The sequence below is a fragment of the Tateyamaria sp. LSS28 genome (genome assembly GCF_059611725.1).
Map to the genome: position 1 here is coordinate 51,747 of NZ_JCAPFI010000001.1, position 20,081 is coordinate 71,827.

Below are 20,081 nucleotides of genomic sequence, written 5' to 3' on the forward strand. Positions count from 1 at the left end.
TGCGCGACATTCCGCTTTTTGCAAGCCGGATGCCGCCGAGGCTGGCGTGAAAGACACAGGAGGCTTGCATCTTGCAGCAGAAGAGAGACCACGGAGGTGGGCTTGACGACGCGGTTACTCGCCACGGTGGGAACCGCGCGGATTGGATTGATCTGTCGACCGGTATCAATCCGCAAGCCTATCCCGTTCTTTCTATCGCATCGGATGCATGGACAGCGTTGCCCGACACCGGGGCAGCCATCCGATTGACTGACGCGGCGCGCCGTTTATGGTCGATCCCGGATGACGCAGGCGTGCTGGCGGCACCGGGGGCATCCTCTCTCATCGCACAAATCCCCCGTCTTGCATCCGCGGGTGTCGTCCGCATCAAAACGCCAACCTATAATGAACATGCGGCCAGCTTTGCCGGTCATGGTTGGACGGTCTGCAACGATGCACAGGCCAGTGCATGCGTCCTGGTGCATCCAAACAATCCCGATGGGCAGCTTTGGACCGCAAAGGATGCCAACGCCAAGTTGACGGTGATCGACGAAAGCTTCTGTGACGTGACCCCGCAGGCCAGCCTGATCAACCAGGCCACACAACCCGGCACGCTTGTCCTCAAAAGCTTTGGAAAGTTCTGGGGGCTCGCTGGCTTGCGATTGGGCTTTGCAATCGGAGATCCTGCGCTCATCAAACGGCTCACGGAAATGCTGGGGCCCTGGCCCGTGTCTGGCATCGCGCTCGACATCGGGGCGACTGCACTCGAAGATGCGGACTGGGCCACCACAACCCGCGCCAGACTGTCCGCCGACGCGCAACGGCTCGACACACTGATGGCCGCGCGTGGCGCCGACCTTGTCGGCGGGACATCCCTGTTCCGGCTCTACGATGTGGGTGACGCGGCAGCCTTCCAACAGCGCTTGGCGCAGGCCCATATCTGGAGCCGCATCTTTCCCTACAGCACCAGCTGGCTGCGTCTTGGACTGCCTGCAGCACAAGATTGGGCACGGGTCGAGGCCGCGCTTTGAACAGCCTGCTCATCCTTGCGCTGGCAATGTGCCTTGACGCCGTCGCGGGTGAGCCGCGCTGGCTTTGGTCGCGTGTGCCGCACCCGGCGGTCCTCATGGGACAGGCGATCGGCGCTTTGGACGCAAGATGGAACCGCGAGCCCAGCGCACGCGCCAAGGGCGTGTTTGTCATCGCCCTGCTTGTCATTGCCGCCGCTGCTTTTGGGTGGATGATCACCCAACTTGGATGGGTCGCCGAAATGATCGTGGCCGCCATCCTACTCGCTCATCGATCCCTCGTCTCGCATGTGGCTGCCGTTGCGCACGGGCTCCGACAATCCGTTGCCGAAGGCCGCCGCGCCATAAGCATGATCGTCAGCCGCGATGTCAGCACCTCCTCATCTTCGCAAGTCACACGGGCCGGTATCGAAAGCCTGTCCGAGAATTTCAGCGATGGCGTGATCGCCCCGGCCTTCTGGTTCCTGATCGCGGGTGTTCCCGGCATCCTGATCTACAAGGTTGTCAACACGGCGGACAGCATGGTGGGCTACCTCACCCCGCGCCACGCAGAATTCGGTTGGGCAGCCGCACGTCTTGACGATGTGTTGAACTGGATACCCGCGCGCCTGACGGGCGCGCTGATCGCTCTTGTCGGTGGTGCCGTGTCGCAATGGCACATGATCAAATCGGACGCGCGCCTGCACCGGTCACCGAATGCGGGCTGGCCCGAGGCCGCCATGGCCCGCGCCCTGAACATCGCGCTGGCCGGACCGCGCAGCTACCACGGACAGGTCGAAGACCTGGCATGGGTCAATGGCCGCGGCAGACGCGACCTGAACCCGACCGACATTGACACCGCCGTATCTATGGTGTGGAAAACTTGGGGTCTGGTTGTCGGTATTCTTGGTCTTTTAGGGTTTTTCATATGCGTATTTTGAAACAGGTCTTGGCTGTGGCCACGGTGGCCGCCTTACCAGGGCTGGCATTGGCGAGTTGCGGCGGCAACTTCTCGGCCTTCAAGGACGACCTGAAATCCGAAGCAGTGTCGCGTGGCATATCAGCCGAAACAGCGGATCGTTTTCTCGCCTCTGTGCGTCAGGATCCGGCGGTCCTGCGCGCCGACCGTGCCCAAGGCGTATTCCAACGCCCATTCATTGACTTTTCCCGCCGTCTGATTTCGCAAAACCGCATCAACGCAGGCAAAGCCAAGGCGCGGCAATGGGATTCTGTGTTTGACCGGGTCGAGCGGGACTATGGCGTGGACCGAAACGTCCTGCTGGCCTTCTGGGCGTTCGAAACAGATTACGGTGCGTTTCAGGGTGACTTCAACACCGCCAACGCACTCGTCACACTGGCACATGACTGTCGCAGGCCAGAGCTGTTCCGCCCGCAGGTATTCGCAGGGATGGAGTTGTTTGCGCAGGGGGATTTTGACCCGCAGCGCACGACCGGTGCATGGGCAGGTGAGATTGGCATGGTGCAAATGCTGCCTGCCGACATCATCGAAAATGGTGTCGATGGCGATGGCGACGGGGCCGTGCGTCTGAAATCATCTGCTCCAGATGCCCTGCTCTCCGGCGGCAAGATGCTTAAGCATTTCGGCTGGCGCGCGGGTGAACCATGGCTACAGGAAGTCACCGTGCCCGCCGATATGGATTGGAGCCTGAGCGGGGCGGGCAAACCGCAATCCGTGGCACAATGGCAAGCCATGGGCGTGGAGGTGCGCAGCGGAACACTGGTAGACCTGCCTGGCTCTCTCATCCTCCCTCAGGGACGCAAGGGGCCGGCCTTCCTCGCCTATCCAAACTTTGATGTCTATTTCGAGTGGAACCAGTCGTTCACATATGTGCTGACCGCCGCCTATTTCGCAACCCGCTTGGGTGGCGCACAGGTCTACGACGCGGGCAACCCCGACCCCGGGCTTGGCGCCGATCAGATGAAACGCTTGCAAACCAAATTGCAGGGGCGTGGATACAATGTGGGCAAGATCGACGGCATCCTCGGCGCTGGAACGCGGGCGGCTGTTCAAGCCGAACAGACGCGCCTGGGCTTACCCGCCGACGCTTGGCCAACGCAGGCGTTGCTTGATCGCCTGTGACTGCGCACGTTTACGGTAAAAACGAAAGACCAGTTTGAGTTAAGCGGTTGCACGCACGACGCACCGCCTCACGCAACGAGCGTCTCCGCCTTCTTCAGGTCCACCGACACCAACTGGCTCACGCCCTGCTCGGCCATCGTTACCCCAAACAACCGATCCATCCGCGCCATCGTCACGGCATGGTGCGTGATGATCAGGAACCGCGTGTCGGTCCGGCGGCACATCTCGTCCAGCAGGTCACAGAAGCGCGTCACGTTCGCGTCGTCCAGCGGCGCGTCCACCTCGTCCAACACACAGATCGGCGCCGGGTTCGCCAAGAACACGGCAAAGATCAGCGCCATGGCCGTTAGCGTCTGTTCCCCACCCGACAGCAGGCTCAGCGTCGACAGTTTCTTGCCGGGCGGCTGACACATGATCTCAAGGCCAGCCTCCAGCGGGTCCTCGCTTTCGACCATGACCAAATTCGCCTCACCGCCACCAAACAGGTGGGTAAAGAGCAACGAAAAGTTCGAATTCACCTGCTCAAAGGCGGTCAGCAACCGCTCGCGCCCCTCGCGGTTCAGGCTGGCAATGCCGCTGCGCAGGGTCTTGATGGCCTCTTCCAAATCGGCCTTTTCACTGACAAGCGTATCATGCTCTTCCTGCACCTCCTTGGCGTCTTCCTCGGCCCGCAGGTTCACCGCACCCAGCGCATCGCGCTGACGCTTCAGGCGCCCCACCTCGGTCTCCAACGCCTCCGCACCCGGCATCTGGTCCGGTGTCACATCCAGCGCGGTCAGCAACTGGTTCGGCGTCATCTGCTGCTCTTCGGCAATCCGCTCGGCAGCATAGGACACGGTCTCGCGCGCCGCCTCTGCCCGCGCCTCGGACCGCGCCCGCGCCTCGCGCGCCTCAGAGGCCAAACGCTCGGCTTCACGCTCTGCCAAGGTCGCATCGCGCAACACGCCCTCACCCTCGGACAACGCGTTGGCGGCCTCTGCCTTGCGGGCCTCGGCCCGCGCAATCTCTTCGCTCAGCGCCTCGCGCTTGGCGGCCAACTCGGCAGGCGCCGCCTGCGCCGTCTTCAGATCGGCCTCCGACGTGACCTTGCGGTCCACCAGCTCCGCCGTGCGCCGCTCCGCCGTCTCCAAGCGATGCTTCCAGCCGCTCACTTCCTTGGTGATCTCTTGCGCGCGCTTCACACGCGCCTCACCCGTGCGGCGCAGATCATCATGGGCCGACCGGCGCGACATCATGGTGATGCGGGCCGCCTCGACGGTCATACGCAGGTCCTCGACCTCGGCCCGCGCCACCTCCAGATCAGGCAAGTCGGCCAGCGCCGTCTCCGCCTCGGACACGCGGGCCCGGGCGGCCATCGCATCCTCTTCATGGCGGGTCACCGCAAGACCAAGAGACTCCAACCGCCCCTCCGCCAGATTGCGATCCGCCTCGGCCCGGCTCAACGCGCGGGCGGCATCCGCCACCATCCGGTCCGCCTCGCGCCGGGCATGGCGGGCCTGCTTGTCGGCCTCGGTCAGCTCTGCCATGCGGGCGGTCAGCGCCTCATGCGCCTGCCGCGCCCCATCCGCGCGGGACGTGGCACGCTCCAGCGACTGCTTCAACTCTTCCAGACGGTTCAACTGCTGCAAGCGCAGGGCCGCCGCACTCGGCGCATCCTCGGCCCAGGCACGGAACCCATCCCAACGCCACACATCGCCTTCCTGCGACACAAGCCGCTGACCGGGCTTCAATAAGGGTTGCAAACGGGCCGCATCGTCCGCCTCAACCAGCCCGATCTGCGACATCCGACGGACCAGCACATCCGGCACCGACACGTGCTGGGTCAGGGCCGTCACACCGTCGGGCAACGGCTGATCCGCATCATAGGGGGGCAACACGGCCCACCCCGACGGGCCATCCGCATCGACCTCGGGCGCACGCAGATCATCCGCCAAAGCCGCGCCAAGCGCCTTTTCGAACCCCTGCTGCACCTGCAAGCGGTCCAGAATCTGACCACCTTCGGCCGTGTCCCGCTCGACCAGCTTGGCCAAAGCACCCGCTTCGGCGCGCAAGGCATTCATCTCGCCCTCGGCCTCGGACCGCTCGGCCCGTGCATCCGCCTCGCGCGACTGTGTTTCGGCCCTTGCTTCCTCGGCTGAAATCAAAGCTGCATCGGCACGCTTGGCCGTGGCCTCGGCCTCGGTCGCAGCACCCTGCGCCGACTCGAAATCCACACCAGCCTTGTCCAGCGCCGCCCGGCTGGTCGCCACGGCGGCACGCGCCTTCTCGGCCTCAGCCTCTGACTTGGCCTCAACCTTACGGCTGTCCTCCAGCAAACGCTGGGCAGACCCGTGGCGGGCCGCCAAACGCGCCACATCCTCAGTCTTGTCAGACTGATCGCCCTCGCGGGCTTGCAGCACCTGCCCGGCCTCGCGCGCAGCCTCAGCAGCCGCCGCCAGCAAGCCGTCGTGACCCTCGCTCGCCTTGGCAATCTCGGCTGCTTCCCACTCAAGGCGTTCGATGGTCTCGCCTGCGTCCTTGTTCAACCCACCTTCGCGTTCGATGTCTCGGGCCAGTTGGGCAATGCGCCCCTCAAGGGTCTCAATCGCCTGCTCCGCCTGATGCTCCTGATCGGACAGCGTGTCGCGCTGGACGGCCAGACGCTGCAACACGGCAGCCGCAATCGCGTCTTCCTCGCGCAAGGGGGGCAAGGCATCCTCAGCAGTCTGCCGCGCCTTGGTCGACACCTGCACAGCCCCCTGGGCTTGCGCCGCCGCAGTTGTCCGGCCCTTCAACTCCTCATCCGCAGCCGCGCGCGCATCATCCGCTTCGCGCCAGCGACGATACAGCAACTGCCCCTCGGCCTTGCGCAGACTGTCACCAATCTCGCGATAGCGCGCCGCCTGACGTGCCTGCCGCGCCAGTTGGGACAACTGCGCCGCCAACTGTTCAATCACATCATCCACGCGGGCCAGGTTCTGTTCAGCGCCCTTCAGCTTCAACTCGGCCTCGTGCCGCCGTTGATAGAGGCCCGAAATGCCCGCTGCCTCTTCCAGAATCCGGCGCCGGTTCTTGGGCTTGGCGTTGATCAACTCGGCAATCTGCCCCTGCCGCACCAGCGCTGGCGAATGCGCGCCCGTAGAGGCATCGGCAAACAACATCTGCACATCGCGCGCCCGCACATCCTTGCCGTTGGTCTTGTAGGCGCTGCCCACGTCCCGCGTGATCCGGCGCACGATCTCAAGCACATCCTGATCGTTGAATCCCGCCGGGGCCAGACGCTCGGAGTTGTCGATATGAAGGCTGACCTCGGCAAAGTTGCGGGCAGGCCTCGTGGCCGCACCGGCAAAGATCACGTCTTCCATGCCGCCACCGCGCATCGCGGTGGGACGGTTTTCACCCATCACCCAGCGCAACGCCTCCAGCAGGTTCGACTTGCCGCACCCATTCGGACCCACAACACCGGTCAGCCCATCCGCGATGATCAGATCGGTGGGATCCACAAAGGACTTAAAGCCCGTCAGTCTGAGTTTCGAAAAGCGCAAGCGCGCACCTCTGGCCTGAGTCTCACTGGAGTGGCATCGTGGACGGTGTTCCGCAGCCCTGTCAACGCCAACACCCCAGAATGTGCGGGATGCCGCGGGTTATCCACAAGATATTGCGGTTTGTGACTTCAGATGACGGTGCAATCCACGTCCAAAACGAGTTCATGCGTCGCTGGGCTGACATAGCTGTCCAGCGTGTAACAGCTGTATTCGCCTTGTGGCTTCAGCCGATCAATCGGTGGGCCACCCTTGCCGCAATCCAGGATGCCAGTGGCCAGCGCCTGATCGCCCCGCACTTCCTTGACCTTACAGCCGCTCACCAACTCCATGGCCTTGGCCGCGCGGTGACGGATCGGGCCAAAGCGGGGGGCGTACTCCATATTCGTGCGCAACGCCTCGGCCAGACGCCCCCGGACACGCACATCAAAGGTTGATCCGTCAACAGTGACCGTCGTGGCGGGCAGGCCGCGAAAATGGGGACCGGGCGTGTTGCAGGCGGCCAACGCCATCAGAAAGGGCAGTATCCAACGCATTTGCGTACATGAGCAGGCCTACGGTTAAGAATAGATTAACGCATGCAGCGTGCGTTGCGTTAACCTTCGTTCCTCCGTCCGTTGGGGGTGTACAGGGGGTGTACGGATGCTGCACGGGGGGTGACACCCTGTTTTGGGCGGTAATCTCCATGAAAACAGGGTAAATGCGGGCACCGACTCAGGGCACATTCACGCAATTGCACCCCCGGGCCATTGGTCATATGATTTTACCAATTCGACCGGAGTCCTCATGCCCTTTCGCCCTGTCCAACCCGACAAACTCTCCGCCGCCGTAATCCGGCAGATCGAGCAATTGATCCTGCGCGGCATCCTGCGGCCCGGCGAACGCCTGCCCCCCGAACGCGAGCTGGCCGAGCGCATGGGCGTCTCTCGCCCCTCCCTGCGCGACGCCATCGGAACCTTGCAAGAGACGGGCCTGCTGGTGGCAAAACCGGGCGCAGGCGTCTATGTGGCCGACGTTCTGGGATCGGCCTTTGCCCCTGCCTTGACCGAACTTTTCGCCCGCCATGACGAGGCGGTCTTCGACTACCTCAGCTTCCGCAGGGACATGGAAGGGCTGGCGGCAGAACGCGCGGCGCGGCTTGCATCAGACACCGATCTGGCCGTTGTGCAGAAGGTGTTCGAAAAGATGGAAGCCGCCCATCCCAAGCGAAATGGCGAGGAAGAGGCGCAGCTTGATGCGCAGTTCCACATGGCGATCATCGAAGCCAGCCACAACGTCATCATGCTCCACATGATGCGGTCGATGTACCAGCTGCTTAGGGACGGTGTGTTCTACAACCGGCAGGTCATGTTCAAGCAACGCACGACACGGCAGGCGCTGCTGGACCAGCACCGCCAGATCAACGAGGCCCTACAGGGCCGCGACCCGGACGCCGCGCGGGCAACTGTGCACGCGCATCTGGACTATGTGGAGCGGGCGCTCCGCGATCAGCAAAAGGCGGAACACAACGAAGAGATCGCCAGACAAAGGTTGGATCACGAAACCGGAACGTAATCCAAAGGACGCGCTGCGCGCGACGATATTTTTTAGGGGCTCTGCCCCGCCGCTCACGCGCCTCCCCGCCGTATTTCCAGACAGAAGAAACAAAAAACCCCGGTGCATTTGCCCGGGGTTTTCAATTGGTTGCGGTGTCGACCCGTCAGTGCAGACGTGCGTCTACCTCGGCAATGGCGTCGTCGATCAGCTTGTTGCCGTCCGTTGCCGTCATCTGCTTGGCGATCACGTCACGTGCGGCTTGCACAGCCACCACAGCAGCGGTGTCACGCACCTCTTTGACGGCACCAGCTTCGGCAGAAGCAATCTGATCCGTCGCTGCAGCAAGGCGGCGCTCGATGGACACTTTCAGGTCCGCACGCGCTTGTTCGGCAGCGGCTTCCGCGTCCTTCTTTGCCTGCTCGACAATCTTGTCCGCCTGCCCCTGCACTTCCTTTTGCTTGCGCTCGTATGACGCCAGCAAAGTCTGTGCTTCTTCACGCAGGGCGCGGGCTTCATTGATCTCGGACTGGATGCCGCTTGCGCGGTCGTCCAGCATTTTCGAGATCATGCCGGGCACCTTGAAATAGAACAGGACAGCGATGAACAGGATGAAGGCAACCAGAACGATAAAGTCCGTGTTGCTCAGCTTCCAGAAATCCGCCGAGAACGGGTTTTTCGATGCGGCCATGGCTGGACCAGCAGCCAAAACAGCCAGCGATGTCAGGGTGAGATAACGCATGATCTTAACCTTTCATCCGGGCTGTCACAGCCGCCGTGATGGACTTGGCATCGGCCTTGCCACCCATGAGGGCCACGATGTCCTTGGCGGCGTCCTTGGCCACCACTTTGACAGCTTCCTGAGCTCCGGCGCGAATGTCGGCAATCGCCTTTTCGCTCTCGGCCGCCTTGGCAGCAATCTCTGCGTCCGCCTTTTCGATGGCGACGTCGAGATCGGCCTGGATGGCCGCCTTGGTCTCGCCCGCGATGCGTTGCGCTTCGGCACGTGCGTCGGCCAGTGCCTTGTCATAGGCCGCCTCGGCAGCCTCCGCCTTGGCCTTCAGATCTTCGGCCGCGGCGATGTCATTCGTAATGGTCCCCTGCCGTTCGGCAAGGATGGCCGCGATCCGCGGCAGGGCCACGCGCGACAGCACGAAATAGATAACGACGAGGGTCACAAGCAACCAGAACACCTGGTTGTCGAAGGTTCCCACGTTCAGCTGCGGCATACCTGGAGGTGCGCCAAGAGCCACCTCACCTGCAGCGTTTGTATTTTCTGCCATAACAGTCGTTCCCCTGAGGTAGCCCTGCGATCAGGGCCGAATTGCGAGCCATACATCGGGCAGCGTGACTGTATCACGCCGCCCGACCGTAAGGAATGTCGCCAGAGAAGCTTAGACGGCGAACATCAGCAGCAGAGCGACGAGGAACGAGAAGATCCCCAGGGCTTCTGCAAAGGCGATGCCGATGAACAGGGTCGCGGTCTGACCGGCGGCTGCCGATGGGTTGCGCAGGGCGCCAGCGAGGAAGTTGCCAGCGACGTGGCCCACACCGATAGCGGCTGCGCCGGAACCGATTGCTGCCAGGCCTGCGCCGATGTGTGCGAGTTCACCTTCCATGAGAATTCTCCTTACGATTGGAAGTTAGTAGATGTGTCCGGCGGGATCAGCCCCGCCATTCATTAGTGATGCGGGTGCAATGCGTCCTTGAGATACACGCATGTGAGGATTGTGAAGACGTAGGCCTGGATGGCCGACACCAGCACTTCGAGCCCGTAGATCGCCATAACGCCAATGATGGCGACAGGCGCGATAGCTGCGACTTGGGCAAAGCCAGCGAACACTTTCAGAACTGCGTGGCCCGCCATCATGTTGCCAGCAAGACGAATGGAGTGGCTGACGGGGCGCACGAAGTACGAAATGATCTCGATGATTGCGAGGACCGGGCGCAGCGGCAGCGGAGCGCTCGACACCCAGAACAAGCCCAGGAATGACGCGCCGTTCTTGACAAAGCCCAGAATGGTCACCGCAAAGAAGACGCCAAAGCCCAGAATGGCCGTTACGGCGATATGCGACGTGGTGGTGAACGACATCGGGATCAACCCGAGGAAGTTGGCGCATAGGATGAACATGAAGAGCGTCATGATGTAGGGAAAATACTTGATCCCGTCCTTGCCGGTCACATCCTCGACCATCTTGTAGACAAAGCCGTACATCAGCTCGGCAATGGATTGGCCACGGCCCGGTACGGTGGCGCGCTTGGACGTGGTCAGAACCATCAGGCCGATGATTGCAAGGATCGCAAGGGCCAGCCACAGTGTCACGTTGGTGATGGTGTACCAATGCACGTCATAGCCACCGCCGAACAACGGTTTGACTTCGAACTGATCCATCGGGTGGAATGAAAGGCCACCACCTTCACCGTGTGCTTCGTCTGCCATCCGGCTTTCTCCGTCTTAGCCCCGCGGGGCGTCATCCTCGTCGGCCTCTTCGGCCTCTCGCATGCTCTGAACCTCTTTCGCGCTGCGCATCATTGTTTTGACACCGGCCGCGAAGCCCAGAAAAATAAATATGATCATGAGAAACGGAGAGGTGCCAAACAGTGCGTCCAACCCGTATCCCATGCCAAACCCGATCCCCAGACCGGCCACCAGCTCAATCACCATGCGCCAGGCCAGCTGAGCCTGAGAGTGATGATCCGGTGTGCGAGGTTTCGGGGCGTGCTCTTCCTTAACAGCGTCGATTTTGGCGCTCAGGGCCTTCAGTCGGTCTGCGTCTTCGGGGTCGGTCACGCGCCTTTCATCCCGTCATTTGGTTCGAGGTTTGGATATGGCGCGGGGCGACGCGAGTCAACGCAGGGCGAACGCGCCGAAAATACTACATTACCCTTTGTTTTAATTGTATATTCTGCGAATCTCTTCGACGCAGGACAACCCGCCGCACCTTCCGAAACCAGCAAATTGAGCCGATTCCGTCATTCAACCATCTGGTTGATTTTCATCCGAACGCAGTGCCCGTGTATGATCCAGCAGCCATGTGCGCACGGATCGGACGGCCTTGCGCCGCCCCGCTTGTCCACTGGTCAGCAGATGGAACGCCCCCAGCCGAAATCCGACATCCGACAGGCGCACCAAACGCCCGGATACAACCTCCACAGCCGCACAATCCGCCGACCCCATATAAAGACCGGCACCGTGTATCGCCGCTTCGAACGCAAGCGGCATGCGCGCACGCCACTCCCCCTCGTTGACAAGGGCGGGATCAAACCCGGCAATCGCGCACCATTTCGTCCAGACAAGTTCGTGCCGATCTCTGAACAGTTGATACTGACCCAAATGTTCGACGCGGATGCGATTGTCGGGAACTAGCCCCGGGGCGGCGTAGGGAAACAGCTTTGCATCGCTGATCAAGTCCGATGGCACATCCAGGACGCCCTTGTGGGCAAAGCGGATGGCCATATCCGCCTCGAACCTATCCAAATCCGCCAATTGATCCGAAGCGATCAGACGCAACTCGATCTCCGGCAGATCGTTTTGAAGCTTTCGGAGCAGCGGCGCGATCACCTTGGTTGCGAAAAGCGGTTCACTGTTGACCACCACGCGCCCCGCTGGCGTGTCTGCCAAGCCCTCGGTCGCTTCCGCGATCACATCAAAGGCCGGGCGGATCCGCTGCATGTAATGGCCGCCCTCGGCGGTCAGCGCGACACCGCGGGACACATCCCGGAACAACTGGACCCCCAGCCGCGCCTCCAGACCCCGCACATGGCGGCTGATGGCCGAATGGCTCACGCCCAATTCTTCTGCCGCACGGCTGAAACTTTCGTGACGGGCGGCCGCTTCAAAGGCGCGCAGCGCGTTTAGCGGAGGCAATGTGCGGGCCATATCGCTCACCTGTGCAAAAACTGCACAAGTGATGTCAGGGAACTCTGTTTGTGGCAATGCCGAAGTTCGGGCAAACTGCAAGCATTCCTCAACAGACGAGGCTTCTCATGCTTACCATCCGTCAAAACGCGCTTTTGCGCGCCCTCTCCACTTGTGCGAATTTCATGCAGTCCAAGCGCAAGATCAAACCACCCAAGGGCACCGCGTTGCCCCCGATGACCGACCAAATCGCGCGTGACATCGGGCTCACACCGCATCAACGCGCGCTCATGTCACACCGCTGGCCGTCGCGTGAAAGCAGACACCCATACCTCTGATCGCTTTCCCTTGGCTCCGGTGCCCGGTATGACAGGCCATGGCCGATCCGCTCGACACCGTCTTTTCCGCACTCGCCGACCCCACGCGGCGGGCGATCCTGACGATGTTGCTCGAGGATGACATGGCCGTCACGGACGTGGCCGAACCGTTCGAGATGTCGCTTGCTGCGATCTCCAAGCACCTGACGATCCTGACACGCGCCGGGCTGATCCAACAGGAAAAGCGCGGGCGCGTGAAATGGTGCAAACTGGACCCCGACGCGATGCGCGGGGCCTCGGTCTGGATGCAGGGATTTGGCCAGTTCGAACCTGTGAACATGGATGCGTTCGAACGGTTTCTGGCCGCAGAGTTATCAGAGGGTGACCCGCTCTGATCGATGTCGCGACCCAGCTGCCGGATGCACTTCCACCCGCGCGCCTTCGCATGGTGCGGGGCGCGCTTGTCATGCCCAACATGATCGAAGGTGACGATACCCCGCACGGTGTGTTCGACAGACGCGGGTCATTCCTGCCCCTGTCACAGGCCCGCCTGTCCCGAGGACGGGTGAGCGCCGCCCCACATCCGGAGCCCGCGGAAGACCATTTGCCAGGCACATATCTTTACGCCGGGTTTGGACATACGCATTTTGGCCACTTCATGCTGGAAAGCCTCGTGCGCCTATGGGCGCTCGACCACCTTGAGACCCCACCGGATGGTTTGGTCGTTCCAACGCGTGCCCACATGCATATGGAACCCGTTCTGAGCGGTATTCTGGCCCCCGTTGTTGACCGGTTCTGCGATGGCATCCCGTTGCGCGTCATAAGAACACCGACCCGGGTCGGCAGGCTGGTCTTGCCGACACCAGGGTTCGGCCATGGCCCCTGGCTGACCGGTACGCCGGAATTCCGCGCATACACGCAGAAGCGATTTGCGCAGATCAAAGTGGACGGCCCCGAGAAACTCTATGTGTCACGCACAGGTTTGAAGCGCGACCACCAGCGTGTTGATCGCGAGGACGAGATCGAGGCAATGATGGAAAAGGCCGGGTATTTTGTCTTCCATCCGCAGAAGCACCCGCTCGAAACACAGCTTGGTGTTATCCGCGCCGCACGCAGCATCGTCGGATCGGACGGATCGGCATTCCACCTCGCGCCATTTGCAATGCGATCAGACGCACGTGCAGCGATCTTCATGCGCCGCAACCGGCGCGAGATGCTGTCTTATCTCTCCACCCAAATGCAAAGCTTTGCAGGCCCGAAACCGGTTGTCATCGACCCGCGTCAACGCCCCCTGACCGGTGAAACACCTGCACCACTCTGCGTGGATACGCTGCGGACCGCCTTGTCCGAGAACGGGTTTCTCTAGGCGGGCTCTTCATCCCTCAACAACAGGGACAAGGCGACGATGGTCAGCCCCACGCCAACCCAAACGACGCCCGGCGGCACGCCATTGCCCAGCGCAACCTCCCACAGGATCACCCAACTGGGCGTGAGGTACGTATAGGCCATGACCTTGGCCGACGGCAGACGCAGCGTCGCAAATTGCAGCAGCACGAAGGTCGCCGCTGACGCAAAGATCGACACATAGACAAGGGTCACCCACACAATGCCGGGCAAGTCCGCCCATGGCGTCGCCACCAGATCGCGCCACCCCCACAGCGTCAGCAAAACGGCCCCCGCAATCAGCATGCCAAAGGTGAACACGACCGCGGGCTCCCCCCGGTTCATCTTGCGCACCATCGGCGTATAGATCGCGTGACTGACGCAGCCGAAGAAATAGATGATCTCGCCGCGCCCAACCTCGAACGCCAACAACGCCAACAGGTCTGCCCGAAAAATCACCCAAAGCGCGCCCGCCGCCCCGACAGCAAGGGCAAACGCCATGCGGGGTGTCGTGATCTGGCGCAGCAAGACATAGCCAAAGACGCCTGACATGACCGGGGTAAGTGTAAAGACAGCCGCCGCACTGACGGGTGCTGCCGTTTTCAGCCCCTCGAACATCAGCACGAAGTATATGGCAAAAAGCCCGCCCAGCAGCGCGTAGCGCCAAGGTGCCTGCAAGGCCGAACGTGGCACGCCACCCCGCATCACCACGGCCACGCCAATCACCAGGGCCGCGATCCAGAAGCGCGCCGCATTCAGGGCGGCGGGCGCGATTTCATTGGCCGCCATGGCGCCCAGCGAAAAGGATCCGGCAACCAGCGCCGAAAACAGCAACATGGCCGCATGGCCGCGCAGTCCCGCGTTCACAGGACGTGCCAATCCTTGGATTTTTCCTTGAGGAAGGTCAGGAACGCCTGAACCTTGTTGGTGCGGTGGAGATCAACATGGGTCACCAGCCACAGCGGTGACGACCAATCCTCGCGCGGGGGAATGATCTCGACCAGATTGGGATTGGCCCGCGCCTCAAGCACGGACAGGAACCCGATGCCTGCCCCGGCCAGCACCGCCTGTTCAAGCGCACGCACATCGGTTGAGCGAAAGGTGATATCGTCCTCTGACACCTGGCTGCGCAACCACTTGTGGAACGGCGCGCGGTTGTCGGCAGAGTCGTGACTGACAAAACGGTGCCCCTTGGCCTTCCCAATATCTTCGGGATGCCCGTGTTCCGCGACATAGGCCTTGGTTGCATATATCCCCATCGATTGACGCACAAAGGGCTGAACGACATTGTCCGGCTGATCCGGCGCATTACCTGCACGGATCGCGACATGCGCCTCACCATATTCAAGGCGGAACAGGCGCTCTCCCGTCAGGTAACGCACAACAACGTCGGGATGCTTGTGCTGGAATTCTGTCAATACAGGCGCCATGCGGGGCGCCATGTTCACCAGCGACGTGACAACCAGCTCACCGGACACTTCGGTCCCGCGCCCCTTGATACGCCCGACAAGCTGACTGAACTGGTCATCGGTGGCCTGCGCCACGCGAAACAGATCATCGCCCGCCTCGGTCGGGGTGTAGCCGCGGGCATGGCGCTGAAACAGTTTGACGCCCAGCCGCCCCTCAAGCGCATCGATGTGACGGATGACGGTGGCATGGTGAACGCCCAGAACCTCGGCCGCCCCGCTGACCGTGCCCATGCGGGCCACTTGATAGGCGGTCTTGATCTCGTCCCAATTGTCCATCGGCCAAAAACTCTTTGTGCAAATCCTAACAGATGCTGTTGAGTTTCAGGAATTGCGTTCGAATTTGCAAGAGCCAATTCTACCGGCAGACGACATGCACTCCCATACAGAGGACCCGACCATGACCATTCTGCACATTGACAGCTCCGCCCGCACCAAAGGCTCCGTGACCCGTGAACTAACAGCCGGCATTGTCTCGAAACTGGGCGGCAAGGTGATCCGCCGCGACCTGAGCGAAGCCCTGCCGCAAATCAGCGAAAGCTGGGTGAACGCCAACTTCACCCCAGCCGATGACCGGGACGCAGCACAGCGCGATACCCTGGCCCTGTCGGATAGCCTGGTGGACGAATTGAAGGCTGCTGACACCATCGTCATCGGCGCCCCTGTCTACAACTTCGGTGTCCCCGCCGCGCTGAAGGCGTGGATCGATTTGATTGCCCGGGCCGGAGTGACCTTCAGGTACAGCGAAACCGGACCTGTCGGCCTGCTCGAGGGCAAACGCGCGATCATCGCCCTGGCGACTGGTGGCACGCCCGTCGGCAGCGAGGTCGACTTCGCCTCCGGTCATCTAAAGCAGGTCATGAGCTTTGTCGGCATCCATGATGTCGAAGTGATCGCCGCAGACCGAGTCGTGGCCAATGGCGACGCAGCAGTCAAAGACGCCAAGGCCGAGATCGAGAAACTCGCAGCCTGACAAACAGGCATCTGTTTGCAATCACCCCGCCCCCAAGCATCACTTGCGGGGCGGGCTTGCCATTGCGGGCCGCGCTACAGTGCGGATAGCGTCAAGACATGACTGTTCTACGCAACATGCCGACGCAATTGATCTTGGCACATGCGCCATGGCTGCTTGGCGGTGCGTTGATCATCTGCATCGTCGCCTGCGCGGCGGCAGGCCTTGTTCTGATGGCGGCCGGGGAAACCAGCGGCTTGCTGACTGTGCTGCTGGGCGCAGGTGTGCCGCTGGGGATCTTCGCAATGGCCATCAAGCGCGATCAGGTCATCTTTGACGCGCATGCGGGAACCGCGACCGTCCAGCGCCGCACACTCTTCAAATACAAAAACGCCGTCTACAGACTCGAGGCCGTGCGCCGCGCCGAGGTTGACGATTTCTCGGACACAGCCCGCCCGATCCTGACCTTCCACGATGCCAGCGCCCCCTATCCGCTGGTCGAGGCCTACATGTCCGGCAATGGCCCGCGCCGGTCGGCCACTGCAATCAACGACTGGCTGAAAGCTTATCGGCGCGCTGCTTAACGTCCGCCCCAAATGTCAGCGTCGCTGAGGCCCATATCGGTCAAATCCGGCGCGCGGCGCTGCGCGTCGTTGTCCCAAGCCATGTAAAACTCGTCCAGCTGCGGCGGTGGAACCGGGGTCATACTCAAAAGCGCATGGACCTGACCACGGTGATGAATCTGATGCTGGATCAAGTGTAGAAATGTGCGATCGAACCGCTCTTCCTGAACGCCGCGGTCGCGTGCCATCTGAACAAGGCGCGCAGGGTCCGACAAGGTCGCGTCCTCGGTGACCGCAATCAGGCGGCGATCCACATCACGCTGCGCCGCGCGCAAGATGGACATATCGGGATGCGGCACCTCCTCGACAAAGGCGGCCGGACCAACACAGGCACCTTCCAGCGCCGACACATAGAACAGGTCGACAATCAGGATGTGATTGAGCGTGGCAATGATTGACCCGAAGAAAGAAGGAAGGGGCGCCGTCAGCTCATCCGGGTCCAGTGCCGCGCATGCGCGATGCAGACGATAGTTCGACCACGCATTGTTGTAGGCTTGCGGTGCAAAGAGGGGTGTCATCGTGAAATACCCTTTCCAGTTTCGCCTAAGCAGAATCCGTCAAAAATTGATCAAGATCACAGCGCGCTGTCCGTCAGCCCTTATCTTGCGATGCGTACCAGACAGGAGACGGACCATGAAGCAGCTCATCGCCACCTTCGCCCTGATATGCACCGCACCGCTGACCGCACTGGCTCAGGACATAAGCACGGGTGCCACGCTCTACCAGCGCCATTGTGCGACCTGCCACGGAGTCGAAGCAGATGGCAAAGGGCCTATGCGTCCGGCCCTCCTGCTCCAACCGCCGAGCCTGCTTGACCTTGCGGCCCGCAACGATGGCACCTTCCCCATCATACGCGTGGTGTCGCGGATCGACGGGCGCGACCCGCTGGTCAGCCACGGCTCACCCATGCCGGTCTATGGCTGGTACTTCGAAGGCGAGGATACAGCCATCAAAGCCGAGACCGGCCAACCGATCCTGACCAGTCAACCGATCGTTGACCTGATGGCCTATTTGGAAAGCATCCAGGAGTAAGGCAGGTGGCTCGTATCAATGGGCGTGCGGTCTGGGTCCGGTGAGGGCCCAACCCTTATTAATGCGACTTCGAGTCCCAATGTCCGATTTGCGCTTTTGTCGGACCAACAGCAAAGCGTGTGTGGTCGGCTTGAAACCTCAGTGATCAAAGTCATTGCCTTGTAAACGCCGCGCGCCCCCGAGACTCCTCGGGTGATGCCTAAGTGCCGTCCAACAGCTTTTTCCGACACAACGCCCCAATCGCCGAAATTGTGTGCCGGCGCTCCGGGAACCGTGTGGCAATCGCGATATGGCGCGCCAGAGAAATCCAGCGAAACGAACCAATGCGGCGTGGATCCGGTAATAGCGCAGAGAGGCGATACCCGCTCAGAAAGGCATCCTCGAGCGCATCAAAATGTCCCGCGTCGTTGCCGCGCCGCAGGGCAAGCTCATCGAGGTGAGCCAGGAAATTCCCAAGGTCGATTGCGGCATCGCCCTGTGCATAAAGATCCAGATCCACCAACCAGACCGTGTCTGGTCCGACAAGGACCTGGTCGAAGTAGAAATCACGGTGCAACCCGACGTCCGGCGCCGGTGGAAGTCGGGCAAGTCGCGCTTTGGCAAGAGACAGAATATCTTTGTAACCTGTTTCTGACAGAGCCTTCTCCAAAACAGCCAATTCATCTGCGTGCGTCCATCGCCGTTCCGTTTGAGCCGGTGTGAGATGCAGCCGGGCGAGCGCACGCCCGGTCCCTCGCATCGCGTCCAAACAATCGCAGTTTGGGTCATCCAACATATCGCCAAGCGAGCGGCCGGGAACGACCTGCTGCAGCCACAGCGCCAGGCTGTCCGCTGTGCCTGCCACCGGCGGGACACCGACCCCGTCGCTTCCGTCCAGCCCTGCCGAGCGCAGTTTTGCCTGAATGCGGGGCGCGTAAAGATCGATGCCCTTGGCGCGCACCTTGCCCAACAAGACATTACCGTCCGGCATGTCATATCGGACCAAGGCGCGGCGCCCGGGTTTGAGCCTTGCCAGTGCAACCTCCACGGGCCTTGCGCCCAGAGCAGCGTGCACATGCTCAGGGTCAAGCGCGCTGGACAAACTGGGCAGTGCGCTTGGTGCTTTCGGCATCTGAGACGTCTGACAGAGCTGCTCAACGCGGTCGAGGACACCGCCAAGGTAGCGGTCCCAATCGGGCCTCCGGTCACGGAACGCTTCGACAGCAAGTGCGAACAGAGCATGCACGCGATGTGCAATTATACTCTCGCCCTTGGGAAGTGGTCGGACAGCGGCATAGCCTTCAATCAAAGCCCTACGCGCGTCCTCAGTCAGCGGGCCCTCGATCTCGTCGAAGTCAAGCCTTGCCAATGCACTTCCCAGATCGCGCGCCGCGGGACCATACGCGGCGCGGTCCCAATCAAGGATCACGGTGCCGAACGTCTCCCGCACCACCTGATCCGCGGAAAAATCGCCGTGAATCGCCACCATGTCGTCTGCCACCAACGCAGGCAGCCGTTCGGCAAGGTGCTGCGCCCGCGCCTTTAGATTCGGTTGAAGATTGCTTATGGCCCGGACCGTTCGGTGCGGCTTGGGGGCGCCCAACCCAGGCAGATTTTTTGGATCACCCGCCGCGTGATGTCTCGCCAGCATTGCCCCCGACAGGACGAAATCACGGGGTTCGGACAGTGGCGAAAGCACATGACCTTGTGTCCATGCAGTCGCGATTGCCAGGTCGGTCGGCGAGGTTGCGATCATCGCTGGTCCGCACATGGTCTCGGCATAAACAGCGCCGGCAACAGCGCGGTCGAAGTCTGCCTGCCTTGCGTGCAGCTTCAACACTGCGCGTGACCCCTTTGGTCCATCGGCGCGCAACACGATCCGGCGTCCGGGCTTGTACCTGAGGATCTTGAGCGTGTGGTGGGAAAGCCCAAGACTGTGCAGTAGTTCTGCACGGGACTTTTCGGCGGATAATTTGCGGGCGTTTGGCAGACGTCTTTCCAGGGCCAGCGGAACAAACACTGTAAATGCGTCATCGAAATAAATCACCTTCTGGGCTTTCTTGTTCCACTTTGGGCGGCTTCGGATATCCGGCCAGCGGACAGGCGGGTACGTCATCGCCGCCCAAGCCCCAAGACTGCCGTCCCTAGGGACAAGCCCTGCGACGCAATTCGTCCCCGGTTTGTACTTGAGGTAGCTATGGCGCAGCTCACCCAGTCCGAGTGTTTTGGCGAGGGGCGCGGCGTTCAGAACCGCACCAAGGCCGGGCAAATCTGGATCCTGCGCACACAGGGCTGCATCGGCGGGCGACAAGTCAACTGTCCACGGCAT

At 61.7% G+C, this 20,081-nt stretch carries 22 protein-coding genes; 10 read left to right on the forward strand and 12 right to left on the reverse strand.

The window, feature by feature from the left end:
* Positions 1–71 precede the first annotated feature (71 nt).
* From AC53L6_RS00330 to AC53L6_RS00340, 3 genes are read left to right on the forward strand one after another with little or no spacing between them, the layout of a single operon-like run.
* Positions 72–1,010, forward strand: coding sequence for a threonine-phosphate decarboxylase (locus AC53L6_RS00330; protein WP_496906394.1), 939 nt, complete (start codon positions 72–74; stop codon positions 1,008–1,010).
* Positions 1,007–1,927 (forward strand): adenosylcobinamide-phosphate synthase CbiB, encoded by a 921-nt coding sequence (gene cbiB / locus AC53L6_RS00335; protein ID WP_496906395.1) that lies wholly within the window; start codon positions 1,007–1,009, stop codon positions 1,925–1,927. The genes AC53L6_RS00330 and cbiB overlap by 4 nt, the downstream gene beginning before the upstream one ends.
* Complete coding sequence (locus AC53L6_RS00340; protein WP_496906396.1) at positions 1,915–3,087, forward strand: lytic murein transglycosylase; 1,173 nt, start codon at positions 1,915–1,917, stop codon at positions 3,085–3,087. The genes cbiB and AC53L6_RS00340 overlap by 13 nt, the downstream gene beginning before the upstream one ends.
* A gap of 68 nt (positions 3,088–3,155) precedes the next feature.
* Here AC53L6_RS00340 and smc read toward each other — a convergent pair whose 3' ends face one another.
* Together smc and AC53L6_RS00350 are read right to left on the reverse strand one after the other, a co-directional pair.
* The gene (gene smc, locus AC53L6_RS00345; protein WP_496906397.1) at positions 3,156–6,611 is read right to left on the reverse strand and encodes a chromosome segregation protein SMC; all 3,456 of its coding nucleotides are present in this window, start codon (positions 6,609–6,611) and stop codon (positions 3,156–3,158) included.
* A 128-nt stretch (positions 6,612–6,739) separates the two neighbouring features.
* Entirely contained in the window at positions 6,740–7,144 is a 405-nt protein-coding gene (locus tag AC53L6_RS00350; RefSeq protein ID WP_472728943.1) for a hypothetical protein, read from the reverse strand.
* A 250-nt stretch (positions 7,145–7,394) separates the two neighbouring features.
* Between AC53L6_RS00350 and AC53L6_RS00355 the strand changes: the two genes are divergently transcribed.
* Complete coding sequence (locus AC53L6_RS00355) at positions 7,395–8,162, forward strand: FadR/GntR family transcriptional regulator (protein WP_496906398.1); 768 nt, start codon at positions 7,395–7,397, stop codon at positions 8,160–8,162.
* Positions 8,163–8,307: 145 nt separating this feature from the next.
* On the opposite strand, the gene AC53L6_RS00360 is transcribed toward AC53L6_RS00355, so the two are convergent.
* The 6 genes from AC53L6_RS00360 to AC53L6_RS00385 all read right to left on the reverse strand — a co-directional run bounded on the left by AC53L6_RS00360 (position 8,308) and on the right by AC53L6_RS00385 (position 12,021).
* Positions 8,308–8,883 carry a F0F1 ATP synthase subunit B gene (locus tag AC53L6_RS00360; RefSeq protein ID WP_299208166.1) on the reverse strand — a complete coding sequence of 192 codons (576 nt, stop codon included), beginning with the start codon at positions 8,881–8,883 and terminating at the stop codon, positions 8,308–8,310.
* Positions 8,884–8,887: 4 nt separating this feature from the next.
* The gene (locus tag AC53L6_RS00365; RefSeq protein WP_299208164.1) at positions 8,888–9,424 is read right to left on the reverse strand and encodes a F0F1 ATP synthase subunit B'; all 537 of its coding nucleotides are present in this window, start codon (positions 9,422–9,424) and stop codon (positions 8,888–8,890) included.
* A 111-nt stretch (positions 9,425–9,535) separates the two neighbouring features.
* Positions 9,536–9,760 (reverse strand): F0F1 ATP synthase subunit C, encoded by a 225-nt coding sequence (locus tag AC53L6_RS00370; RefSeq protein ID WP_015496525.1) that lies wholly within the window; start codon positions 9,758–9,760, stop codon positions 9,536–9,538.
* Positions 9,761–9,822: 62 nt separating this feature from the next.
* Positions 9,823–10,581 carry a F0F1 ATP synthase subunit A gene (locus tag AC53L6_RS00375; protein ID WP_496906399.1) on the reverse strand — a complete coding sequence of 253 codons (759 nt, stop codon included), beginning with the start codon at positions 10,579–10,581 and terminating at the stop codon, positions 9,823–9,825.
* Between the two features lie 15 nt (positions 10,582–10,596).
* Positions 10,597–10,932, reverse strand: coding sequence for an AtpZ/AtpI family protein (locus tag AC53L6_RS00380; protein ID WP_496906400.1), 336 nt, complete (start codon positions 10,930–10,932; stop codon positions 10,597–10,599).
* A 186-nt stretch (positions 10,933–11,118) separates the two neighbouring features.
* Complete coding sequence (locus AC53L6_RS00385; protein ID WP_299599766.1) at positions 11,119–12,021, reverse strand: LysR family transcriptional regulator; 903 nt, start codon at positions 12,019–12,021, stop codon at positions 11,119–11,121.
* A 107-nt stretch (positions 12,022–12,128) separates the two neighbouring features.
* On the opposite strand from AC53L6_RS00385, the gene AC53L6_RS00390 reads away from it, so the two are divergent.
* From AC53L6_RS00390 to AC53L6_RS00400, 3 genes are all read left to right on the forward strand, one after another.
* Complete coding sequence (locus AC53L6_RS00390) at positions 12,129–12,338, forward strand: hypothetical protein (protein ID WP_299208158.1); 210 nt, start codon at positions 12,129–12,131, stop codon at positions 12,336–12,338.
* A 38-nt stretch (positions 12,339–12,376) separates the two neighbouring features.
* Positions 12,377–12,712 carry an ArsR/SmtB family transcription factor gene (locus AC53L6_RS00395; RefSeq protein WP_189368186.1) on the forward strand — a complete coding sequence of 112 codons (336 nt, stop codon included), beginning with the start codon at positions 12,377–12,379 and terminating at the stop codon, positions 12,710–12,712.
* 71 nt (positions 12,713–12,783) lie between these two features.
* Positions 12,784–13,683, forward strand: coding sequence for a glycosyltransferase family 61 protein (locus AC53L6_RS00400; protein ID WP_496906401.1), 900 nt, complete (start codon positions 12,784–12,786; stop codon positions 13,681–13,683).
* On the opposite strand, the gene AC53L6_RS00405 is transcribed toward AC53L6_RS00400, so the two are convergent.
* Complete coding sequence (locus tag AC53L6_RS00405; protein ID WP_472728950.1) at positions 13,680–14,579, reverse strand: DMT family transporter; 900 nt, start codon at positions 14,577–14,579, stop codon at positions 13,680–13,682. The genes AC53L6_RS00400 and AC53L6_RS00405 overlap by 4 nt on opposite strands.
* On the reverse strand, positions 14,564–15,445 hold the full coding sequence (locus AC53L6_RS00410) for a LysR family transcriptional regulator (RefSeq protein ID WP_299599769.1): 882 nt from the start codon (positions 15,443–15,445) through the stop codon (positions 14,564–14,566). The genes AC53L6_RS00405 and AC53L6_RS00410 overlap by 16 nt, the downstream gene beginning before the upstream one ends.
* Before the next feature lie 94 nt (positions 15,446–15,539).
* On the opposite strand from AC53L6_RS00410, the gene AC53L6_RS00415 reads away from it, so the two are divergent.
* A complete protein-coding gene (locus tag AC53L6_RS00415; protein WP_496906402.1) occupies positions 15,540–16,139 on the forward strand; it encodes an FMN-dependent NADH-azoreductase in 600 nt (199 codons plus the stop codon).
* 98 nt (positions 16,140–16,237) lie between these two features.
* Positions 16,238–16,702 (forward strand): hypothetical protein, encoded by a 465-nt coding sequence (locus AC53L6_RS00420; protein WP_496906403.1) that lies wholly within the window; start codon positions 16,238–16,240, stop codon positions 16,700–16,702.
* On the opposite strand, the gene AC53L6_RS00425 is transcribed toward AC53L6_RS00420, so the two are convergent.
* Entirely contained in the window at positions 16,699–17,259 is a 561-nt protein-coding gene (locus AC53L6_RS00425) for a DinB family protein (protein WP_299773471.1), read from the reverse strand. The two genes, AC53L6_RS00420 and AC53L6_RS00425, sit on opposite strands and share 4 nt — an antisense overlap.
* A gap of 115 nt (positions 17,260–17,374) precedes the next feature.
* On the opposite strand from AC53L6_RS00425, the gene AC53L6_RS00430 reads away from it, so the two are divergent.
* Positions 17,375–17,773, forward strand: a complete 399-nt coding sequence (locus AC53L6_RS00430) for a c-type cytochrome (protein WP_299208144.1) — start codon at positions 17,375–17,377, stop codon at positions 17,771–17,773.
* 199 nt (positions 17,774–17,972) lie between these two features.
* On the opposite strand, the gene AC53L6_RS00435 is transcribed toward AC53L6_RS00430, so the two are convergent.
* Positions 17,973–20,081: a phosphotransferase gene (locus AC53L6_RS00435; protein WP_496906404.1), complete on the reverse strand. Its 2,109-nt coding sequence runs from the start codon at positions 20,079–20,081 to the stop codon at positions 17,973–17,975.

Bases quoted from the DNA above. Each gene is read 5' to 3' on its own strand.
- AC53L6_RS00340 (WP_496906396.1), top strand. From the start codon at position 1,915: ATGCGTATTTTGAAACAGGTCTTGGCTGTGGCCACGGTGGCCGCCTTA.
- AC53L6_RS00350 (WP_472728943.1), bottom strand. From the start codon at position 7,144: ATGCGTTGGATACTGCCCTTTCTGATGGCGTTGGCCGCCTGCAACACG.
- AC53L6_RS00355 (WP_496906398.1), top strand. From the start codon at position 7,395: ATGCCCTTTCGCCCTGTCCAACCCGACAAACTCTCCGCCGCCGTAATC.
- AC53L6_RS00360 (WP_299208166.1), bottom strand. From the start codon at position 8,883: ATGCGTTATCTCACCCTGACATCGCTGGCTGTTTTGGCTGCTGGTCCA.
- AC53L6_RS00365 (WP_299208164.1), bottom strand. From the start codon at position 9,424: ATGGCAGAAAATACAAACGCTGCAGGTGAGGTGGCTCTTGGCGCACCT.
- AC53L6_RS00370 (WP_015496525.1), bottom strand. From the start codon at position 9,760: ATGGAAGGTGAACTCGCACACATCGGCGCAGGCCTGGCAGCAATCGGT.
- AC53L6_RS00375 (WP_496906399.1), bottom strand. From the start codon at position 10,581: ATGGCAGACGAAGCACACGGTGAAGGTGGTGGCCTTTCATTCCACCCG.
- AC53L6_RS00385 (WP_299599766.1), bottom strand. From the start codon at position 12,021: ATGGCCCGCACATTGCCTCCGCTAAACGCGCTGCGCGCCTTTGAAGCG.
- AC53L6_RS00390 (WP_299208158.1), top strand. From the start codon at position 12,129: ATGCTTACCATCCGTCAAAACGCGCTTTTGCGCGCCCTCTCCACTTGT.
- AC53L6_RS00395 (WP_189368186.1), top strand. From the start codon at position 12,377: ATGGCCGATCCGCTCGACACCGTCTTTTCCGCACTCGCCGACCCCACG.
- AC53L6_RS00400 (WP_496906401.1), top strand. From the start codon at position 12,784: ATGCCCAACATGATCGAAGGTGACGATACCCCGCACGGTGTGTTCGAC.
- AC53L6_RS00410 (WP_299599769.1), bottom strand. From the start codon at position 15,445: ATGGACAATTGGGACGAGATCAAGACCGCCTATCAAGTGGCCCGCATG.
- AC53L6_RS00415 (WP_496906402.1), top strand. From the start codon at position 15,540: ATGCACTCCCATACAGAGGACCCGACCATGACCATTCTGCACATTGAC.
- AC53L6_RS00420 (WP_496906403.1), top strand. From the start codon at position 16,238: ATGACTGTTCTACGCAACATGCCGACGCAATTGATCTTGGCACATGCG.
- AC53L6_RS00425 (WP_299773471.1), bottom strand. From the start codon at position 17,259: ATGACACCCCTCTTTGCACCGCAAGCCTACAACAATGCGTGGTCGAAC.
- AC53L6_RS00430 (WP_299208144.1), top strand. From the start codon at position 17,375: ATGAAGCAGCTCATCGCCACCTTCGCCCTGATATGCACCGCACCGCTG.
- AC53L6_RS00435 (WP_496906404.1), bottom strand. From the start codon at position 20,081: ATGCCGTGGACAGTTGACTTGTCGCCCGCCGATGCAGCCCTGTGTGCG.